Source organism: Asanoa iriomotensis (assembly GCF_016862515.1).
GTDB lineage: Bacteria > Actinomycetota > Actinomycetes > Mycobacteriales > Micromonosporaceae > Asanoa > Asanoa iriomotensis.
Map to the genome: position 1 here is coordinate 1 of NZ_BONC01000154.1, position 5107 is coordinate 5107.

Genomic DNA, 5107 nt, shown 5'->3' on the forward strand with positions numbered 1-5107 from the left:
ACAGGCGGTGCCGGATCTGGTGGCGCTGCGTCTGGCGGTGCCGGGTCTGGCGGTGCCGGGTCCGGCGGCGGCACGGGCGGCGGTGGGTCCGGTGGCGCCGCAGGTGGGGCCGGTGGGTCGCCGCCCGGTTGGGATCCGGCGCGGTCGTGTGTGCCGAGCTTCACCGGTGGGTGTCACTCGCATGCCGGTGTGATCGGGAGTGCCGTCGCGGCAGCGTGCGGCGGGTTCGCGGGTGGACTGGTGGCCGGGGTGTCGACGCACGGTTCGGAGGTGCACCGCGACGGTGTGCCCGCGGCCGGGCAGGGCGACGCCAGCGATCTCGTGGGCGAGGCGCTCGACGAGTCGGGCGCCGGAGATCACGAGGAGGTTCCCACCATCGCTGCGGATGAGCCTGCGCCTCGGCCCGCGCCCGCGCCTGCGCCGGTTGACGATGTCGGGCGGTCGCCGCGCAGCGTCGGAGGGCAGCCGCCCGCGGCAAAGTGGGTCGGGAGCCGCGAGAAGAACGCGGGCACGTCGCGCTACGCGCCGGGTCCTCCCGAATCCAATGTGGAGAACCGGAAGCTGACCCCGCCGCCGCTGTCCTGATTACGCTGCGCGAGCATCGGCCCCGGGCGTAACGTGCAGTTCATGGCGGTTATCGGCATCGACATCGGCGGCTCGGGCATCAAGGGCGCGCTGGTCGACATCAGGCGGGGCGAGCTGACCGGCGAACGCTTCCGGGTGGACACGCCGGAGCCTTCCAACCCGAAGAGCGTCGTCGCGGCGGTCGGTGAGGTGGTGCGCCACTTCCGGGCCCGACCGGAGCGCGTTGGCATCACGTTCCCCGGCGTGATCGCGAACGGCGTTGTCCGCACGGCGGCCAACGTCGACAAGTCGTGGATGAACACCAACGGCGCCCAGCTCTTCTCCCAGGAACTGCACAGCGCGGTGGCCCTGATCAACGACGCCGACGCGGCCGGCATGGCCGAGATGGAGTTCGGCGCCGGCAAGGGCCAAAAGGGCAAGGTCGTGATGCTGACCTTCGGCACGGGCATTGGCAGCGCGGTCTTCATCGACGGCATGCTGGTCCCGAACACGGAGTTCGGCCACATCAAGATGCACGGGATGGACGCGGAGAAACGCGCGGCGGCCCGCGTACGCCAGGATGAGGATCTTGGCTGGAACGCCTGGTCCAAGCGGGTGCGGAAATACCTGCAGCACCTCGAGCAGCTGCTCAGCCCCGACCTGTTCATCGTGGGCGGCGGCGTGAGCCGCAAGTCGGACAACTTCCTGTCGCGGCTGGACATCGAAACGCGCGTCGTACCCGCCATGCTCCTCAACAACGCCGGCATCATCGGCGCGGCGCTCGCGACCCCGCAGGCCCGCAACGGCCGCGCGGTGACGGCCGGCGGCGCCGGCAAGGCGACGACGGCCCGCAAGGCGACGACCGCCCGCAAGGCGACGACCGCCCGCAAGGCGACGACGGCCCGCAAGGCGACAACGGCGCGCAAGGCGACGACGGCCCGGAAGAAGGCGGCGGGCCCGAGCCCGGCGCGCAAGGCAGCGAAGTCGGCAGGCCCGAGCGCGGCGCGCAAGGCGGCGAAGTCGGCGACACCACGCAAGGCGTCCACGGCGCGTAAGGCATCGACGGCGCGTAAGGCATCGACGGCGCGCAAGGCATCGACGGCCGCGCGTAAGTCGACGGCGAGCAAGGCGGCGTCGCCACGCAAGTCGACCGCCGCCACCAAGGCGACCAGCGCCACGAAGTCGACGGCGCGCAAGTCGACTGCGGCGCGTAAGTCGACGGCGAGCAAGGCGGCGTCGCCGCGCAAGTCGACCGCTGCCACCAAGGCGACCAGCGCCACCAAGTCGACGACGGCGCGCAAGTCGACGGCGGCGCGCAAGACGACGACGGCGCGGAAGTCGACCGCCCGGAAGGCATCGACACCACGCAAGTCGTCCACGGCCCGCAAGGCCCCGGCGACCCGCAAGTCGACGACGGCCCGCAAGTCGGCGGCGCCCCGCAAGACCTCGACTGGACCCGCCCGCGGCTCCGCCACGGCCCGCAAGGCGACCGGCGCCGCGCGCAAGGCGACGAGCACACGGCGGTCGACCTCGGCCCGCAAGTCGACGACAGCGCGGACCAGCGCGGCGAGCAAGACGACGTCGACGGCGCGCGCTACCAGCACGGTTCGCCGGTCACCGTCGACGGCGCGGAAGTCCACGACCGGAGCGCGGAAGGCAGCGCGTCGCTAGTTTCATCGAGCCGCCGGGGGGGTGTCGCACGTGGGCACCCCGGCGGCTCGCTGTCCGTCCAGGTGGATAGGCCTCGAACATCCGGGCCTCCAGGGTCCGGATTCGGGCCGCGATCCCACGAGCCGACGAAACGGTGACCCAACCCCACTTCCCTCGAGGGGTTTGATCTTGCCTCGGGAACCTTGGGTCGGGCAGGCTCGGGCGGTTTGTCGGGGTGGTGCGCTCGGGGGCGCGTAACCTGCTGATAACGGTGGTCGTACCCGGGGCGCGGCGGGTCTTGGCTCGCTATATCCTTGCCGGGTGGCAACGATTGACGACGCCTCCGTCACATTGACGGTTCGCCGGGAGGACCGGCCCGATGTGGTGGTGTTGCGCCTCGCTGGGGAGCTCGACCTGAGCACCGCCCCGTACCTCAGCGAGCGGATCGACGAGGTTCTCGGCGACGGGCGTACCTCCATCGTGGTTGATCTGGATGCCGTGACGTTCTGTGACTCGACCGGCATGTCAGCGTTCATCCGAGGCCACCACCTCAGCTCCGCCGCCGGCGGCTTCCTGCGGCTGACCGGCGCACATGGCGTGGTGGCCCGGGTACTCAAGATCAGTGGGCTCGACACATTGCTCAGCGACGACTCCTGAGCGTGCCCCACGACCCGCCCGAGCGCGTGGGCCAATGTGGATTTAATTCCGCAGAACGCCCCGAAACGGGGTAATGCCTCGGGGAGGATGGCCGGGAGGGGAAACTACTGGCTACCTCGGGGGCGAGCTAATGGACTTCTCCATCGTCGAATCGGGCTACGACCGCGAAGAGGTCGAAAGTTGCCTCCTGGATCTGGGCGAGCAGCTCGCGAAGGCCTCAGCGCAAGCGGAAAGCGCCGCCAGCATGCGGATCGAGCTGGGCATGGTCCGCGCCGAGGCGGAACGCCTGCACGAGATGCTGCGCGGCCGGCCCGCAGTCTACCGCAACACCGCCCGGGTGCAGCAGATGGTCGCCCTCGCCGAGGAGGAGGCCGGCGACATCGTCGCCGAGGCCCGCGAAGTGCTGGCCAAGGCCCGCGAGGACGCCCAGCGCATCCGCGCGGAGGCCTACAACGACGCGGTAAAGGCCCGCCGCGACTTCGAGCTCGCCCTGGCCGCCCGCCGGCGCCGCGAGGAGAACGCCGACCAGGTCCTCTCCACGGTCTCCTTCGAACCGGCGCCGTTGGAGGGTGAGGCCGTCACCGCCGGTACGTCCCCCGACGCCGGCACTGCCCCCGCCGGAAGCAAGCCCGCCGGGCGCGGTACCGCCCCGGCTCCGATCGGCAAGGTCGCGGCGGGTGCACCCGCCGCGGGCAACGGTTCCGCGACGGGCAATGGGTCCGCGACCGGCCACGGGTCTGCGGCGGGCAACGGGTCTGCGGCGGGCGGCGCGTCTGTGAACGGCAATGGGTCTGCGGCGGGCGCTGCGTCTGTGGCCGGGACCGGGCCCGCCGCGGGCAACGGGTCCGCGGCGGGCGGCGCGTCTGCGGCGGGGTCCGCAGCAGGTGGGTCTGCGGCCAAGTCTTCTGCGGGCGGCGGGTCTACGACCGGGTCTGCTGCGGGCGGCGCGTCGGCGACCGGGTCTGCGGCTGAGGGCGGGTCCGGGTCCGGGTCGACGCCTGGCGGAGTCGGGGCTGGCGCCCGCGCCGGCGCGGCGGCTCGCGGGCCGCGGAGCAACGACGGAGCGCGCCACCACGAGCGAGGCGCTGCCGGGGCCGCGAGCAACGCAGCGGCCCACCGCCACGACGCGGCATCGCCCGGGCGCCCCGCCCCGACGCCGGTCAACGGCGAGGTGGCACCGGTACACGACGCCGCACCGATCAGTGGCACCGCTCCGACGACCGGTACCCCGCCGGAGACGTCGAAGCCGGGCAAGGGTGGCCTGTTCGGCAAGGGCGGCCTGCTGGGCAAGGCCCGCGGCAAGAGCGCGTCGAAGAAGAACGAGGCAGCCGAGGGAGACAAGCCCGACGCGCCCGCGAAGAAGGGCCGCACCGCCCGCCGGACGCCCGACGCGAAGACCCCCTCGTCCCCCAACGGCGCCACGAAGGCCACGGGCCGCGCCGGCGTGCCGACGAAGGCCCCAGAGCCCACAGCGAACGGCGCCAGCGGCAAGACGCCCACGGCGAGTCGCGGCGCGGCCGCGGGTGCCAACGGCAACGGTCCCCGAGCGACCGCGACCCCGAGCACCGGAAAGACCCCGGCGGCCGGCGCGGCGTCGGCGACCACGAGCGGGCAGGCGGGCTCCAACGGCTACGTCGGCCAGCCGCCCACGAACGCCGCGGCCTCCCCGAACGGCACAGCACCCCGCAGCGCCGCGCCTGCCGGCGGTGCGACGTCGGGCAGCGGATCGCGCCCGTCAGGGTCAGCGGGTTCGCCGAACGGCGCGGCACCCGGCAATAGTGCTGAGTCCCCGGCTGGAACTGGTCGCGGTGCGGCGTCGGGCAGCGGCCCGCGGCCGTCGGGGGCCGCTTCGAACGGTGCGGCACCCGGCTCCGCAACCGGGAACCGCGCGGGCTCGGCCGGCGCGGCGGCCGGCGGTCCTGGCGCCGCGGGCGCGAGCGGTTCCGCGAGCAACGGCGCAGTAGGTGCCTCGGCGACCGCAGGCGGTGCCACCGCGCAGGGCGGGCCTACCCCGGGCGCGGCACCGGCGGGCAAGGCTGGCACCGCTCCGCGCTCGGGCGGCCGAGGTGCCGGGAGTGCGTCGAGTGGCGCGGCCGGCAGTGGTCCGGCGGACGGCAACGGGTCTCATGCCGCAGGTGCGGGCGGTGCCGCGACGGGCGGCGCAGCCGGCAGTGGTTCGGCGGCAAGCACCAGCAGCCCTCGCGCGGGCAGCGCGGGAGCATCAGGCGGTCCGGCT

At 73.5% G+C, this 5107-nt stretch carries 4 protein-coding genes; all 4 read left to right on the forward strand.

Going from position 1 to position 5107, the window contains the following annotated elements; all coding sequences use genetic code 11:
- Positions 1 to 240: 240 nt before the first annotated feature.
- Complete coding sequence (locus Air01nite_RS40490) at positions 241 to 585, forward strand: hypothetical protein (RefSeq protein ID WP_203708798.1); 345 nt, start codon at positions 241 to 243, stop codon at positions 583 to 585.
- 42 nt (positions 586 to 627) lie between these two features.
- On the forward strand, positions 628 to 2235 hold the full coding sequence (ppgK, locus tag Air01nite_RS40495; RefSeq protein WP_203708800.1) for a polyphosphate--glucose phosphotransferase: 1608 nt from the start codon (positions 628 to 630) through the stop codon (positions 2233 to 2235).
- A 300-nt stretch (positions 2236 to 2535) separates the two neighbouring features.
- Positions 2536 to 2871: an STAS domain-containing protein gene (locus Air01nite_RS40500; protein ID WP_239091301.1), complete on the forward strand. Its 336-nt coding sequence runs from the start codon at positions 2536 to 2538 to the stop codon at positions 2869 to 2871.
- A 130-nt stretch (positions 2872 to 3001) separates the two neighbouring features.
- Positions 3002 to 5107, forward strand: a 2106-nt coding sequence (locus Air01nite_RS40505) for a DivIVA domain-containing protein (RefSeq protein WP_203708802.1), incomplete at its 3' end; no start/stop codon positions are given.

Bases quoted from the DNA above. Each gene is read 5' to 3' on its own strand.
- ppgK (WP_203708800.1), top strand. From the start codon at position 628: ATGGCGGTTATCGGCATCGACATCGGCGGCTCGGGCATCAAGGGCGCG.